The organism is Streptomyces sp. SID3212 (assembly GCF_009865405.1).
Lineage (GTDB): Bacteria > Actinomycetota > Actinomycetes > Streptomycetales > Streptomycetaceae > Streptomyces.
The window spans coordinates 1-3,109 of the sequence record NZ_WWJY01000612.1; the positions used below are offsets into that span (position 1 = coordinate 1).

Here is a 3,109-nt window from a genome sequence, read left to right on the forward strand (position 1 = left end):
GAGGACCGCCCCGGCGACAAGCGCCTCGTCGCCTACCTCGTCGCCGCCGACGGCGCCACCGTCGACCTCACCGTACTGCGCCGCGAGATCTCCGGCGCCCTGCCGGACTACATGGTCCCGTCCGCCTTCATGGTCCTGGACGAGATCCCCCTCACCACCAACGGCAAGATCGACCGCCGCGCCCTGCCCGCCCCCGAGCACCACGGTGACACCGACGGGCGCGCGCCCCGCACCCCCGCCGAGGAAGTCCTCTGCGGTCACTTCGCGGCCGTCCTCGGACTGCCGTCCGTCACCATCGACGACCACTTCTTCCACCTGGGCGGCCACTCCCTCCTCGCCACCCGCCTCATCAGCCGCGTCCGGGAGACCTTCGGGGTCCAGATCACCGTCAAGGACCTCTTCCAGGGCCCGACCGTGGCCGGGCTCGCCGCGCTGGTCGAGGCGGGCGGCGACGCGGTGCGGCGGCCCGCGCTCCGGGAGTCGGTCCGGCCGCGGCGGGTCCCGCTCTCCTCCGCCCAGCAACGCCTCTGGTTCCTGCACCACTTGGAGGGTCCTTCGGCGACGTACAACATTCCGCTCGCCCTGCGCCTCAAGGGCGCGCTCGACCGGGACGCGTTGCGACTCGCCCTGACCGACGTGGTGGTACGGCACGAGAGCCTGCGCACGCTGTTCGGGACGGCCGACGACACCGCCTACCAGTGGCAGGTGCCGGCGGACGAGATCCGGGTGGAGCTGCCGGTCACCACCGTGACCGGGGAGACCCTGGACGCGGCCCTCGGCGCGCAGGCCGCCAGGAGCTTCGACCTGGAGTCCGAACTGCCCTTCCGTGCCTGCCTGTTCGACCTGGGCGGCGACGACGCGGCGCTGCTGGTCGTGATGCACCACATCGCCTCGGACGGCTGGTCCACCACCCCGCTCCTGCGTGACCTGACCGCCGCCTACACGGCCCGTACGCAGGGGCAGGCGCCCGGCTGGGAGCCGCTGCCCGTGCAGTACGCCGACTACACCCTGTGGCAGCGGGAGGTGCTCGCGGCGGACGGCGAGCGCCAGGCGGATTTCTGGCGCCACACCCTGGACGGGCTGCCGGACGAGGCCACCCTGCCGACCGACCGGGCCCGCCCGGCGGTCGCCAGCTACCGGGGCACGACCCACAGCGCGCACGTCCCGGCGGAGCTGCACCGGGCGCTGACGCGGCTGGCCAGGGAGACCGGCAGCACGCTGTTCATGGTGGCCCAGGCCGCCGTCGCCACCGCCCTGTCCCGCTCCGGGGCGGGCGAGGACATCCCTCTCGGCGCCCCGATCGCGGGCCGTTCCGAGCAGTCGCTCGACGACCTGGTCGGCTTCTTCGTCAACACGCTCGTGCTGCGTACGGACCTGTCGGGCGACCCGAGCTTCCGTGAGCTGCTGTCCCGCGTCCGGGACACGGACCTGGCCGCGTGGGCCCATCAGGATCTCCCCTTCGACCAGTTGGTCGAGGCACTGAACCCCGAGCGCAGCACCGCCAGGCACCCGCTCTTCCAGGTGGTCCTCACCCTCCAGGAGGCGGTCACCCCGACGCTCGGACTGCCGGGCCTCGCCGCCGAGTCGGGCTTCGCGCCGCTGGAGATCTCCAAGTTCGACCTGACGTTCTCCTTCCACGAGCACCGCACGGCGGACGGCCGCCCCGGCGGACTGGACATCCGGGTGGAGTACGCCACCGACCTGTACGACGCCGGAACCGTCGAGGCGGTCACCGACCGGCTGGTCCGGCTGCTCGGCGCCGCCGTCGAGAACCCCGAACTGCCCGTCGGGGAGCTGGCGTTCATGAGCCCCGGCGATCGCCACCGGCTCCTGGAGGAGTGGCACGGCACGGTCACCGGTTCCTCCGGGTCGAACCTCGCCGAGCTGTTCGCCGCACAGGCCGCCCGTACCCCCGACGCGGTCGCCCTCACCGACGGCGACCGGGAGCTGACGTACGCGGAGCTGGACGCCGTCACCAACCGGCTGGCCCACCACCTCATCGGTCTCGGGGTCCGCCAGGAGAGCGTCGTCGCGGTCCTGATGGAGCGCTCGGCCGACCTGCTCACCGCTCTGCTCTCCGTGGTCAAGGCCGGCGGCGTCTACGCCCCGCTCAACCACGCCGACCCCGACGGACGGCTCGACCAGATCATCGCGGAGACCAGGGCACCGGTCCTGATCACCGACACGCCCCTGTCCGACCATCCGATCGTGGCGAAGACCACCGCCCACGTCGTCGTGCTCGACGGGACCGCCGCGTTCGACCACCTCCCGGCGACCCCGCCGGCGTACCCCGCCCATCCCGACCAGTGGGTGTACGTCATGTACACCTCGGGCTCGACCGGGGTGCCCAAGGGCGTCACGGTGACGCACCGCAACGTCTCCGACCTCGCCGCCCAGCAGGTGTTCGCCAACGAGAACCACCGGCGGGTGCTGTTCCACTCGCCCCACACCTTCGACGCGTCGACGTACGAGATGTGGGTGCCGTGGCTGAACGGCGGCACCATCGTGGTCGCACCCCCGGGCCACCTCGATCCGGCGACGCTGGGCACGCTGCTCAAGGACGCCGGTCTGACCGGACTGTGGCTGACGGTGGGCCTGTTCCGGGTCGTGGCCGACGAGGCACCCGAGGCGTTCGCGGGACTGCGGGAGGTCTGGACCGGCGGGGAGGTCGTCCCGCCGGAGGCCGTGCGCCGGGTCATGGACCGCTGCCCGGGCACCACGGTCTTCAACGTGTACGGTCCCACCGAGACCACCACCTTCGCCACCACCCACCCCGTCCGCCGTCCCCTCGATCCCGGCGCGCTCCCCATCGGCGGCCCCTTCGACAACCACCGCCTCTACGTCCTCGACCCCGGGCTGCGCCTCGTCCCGCCGGGCACCCCCGGTGAGCTGTACATCGCGGGCACCGGCGTCGCGCGCGGCTACCTCGGCCGGGCCGCCCTGACGGCGGAACGCTTCACGGCCGACCCGTACGGTCCCGCGGGCACCCGCATGTACCGCACGGGCGACCTGGTCCGCTGGAACCGGCGCGGGGAGATCGAATATCTCGGCCGCACCGACCAGCAGGTCAAACTGCGCGGCTTCCGCATCGAACTCGGCGAGATCGAGA

General features: G+C 72.7%; 1 protein-coding gene. It reads left to right on the forward strand.

Annotation, left to right across the window (positions count from 1 at the left end):
- Window positions 1–3,109: non-ribosomal peptide synthetase (locus GT042_RS18050; protein ID WP_161309741.1), on the forward strand; the 3,109-nt coding region annotated here is incomplete at both ends.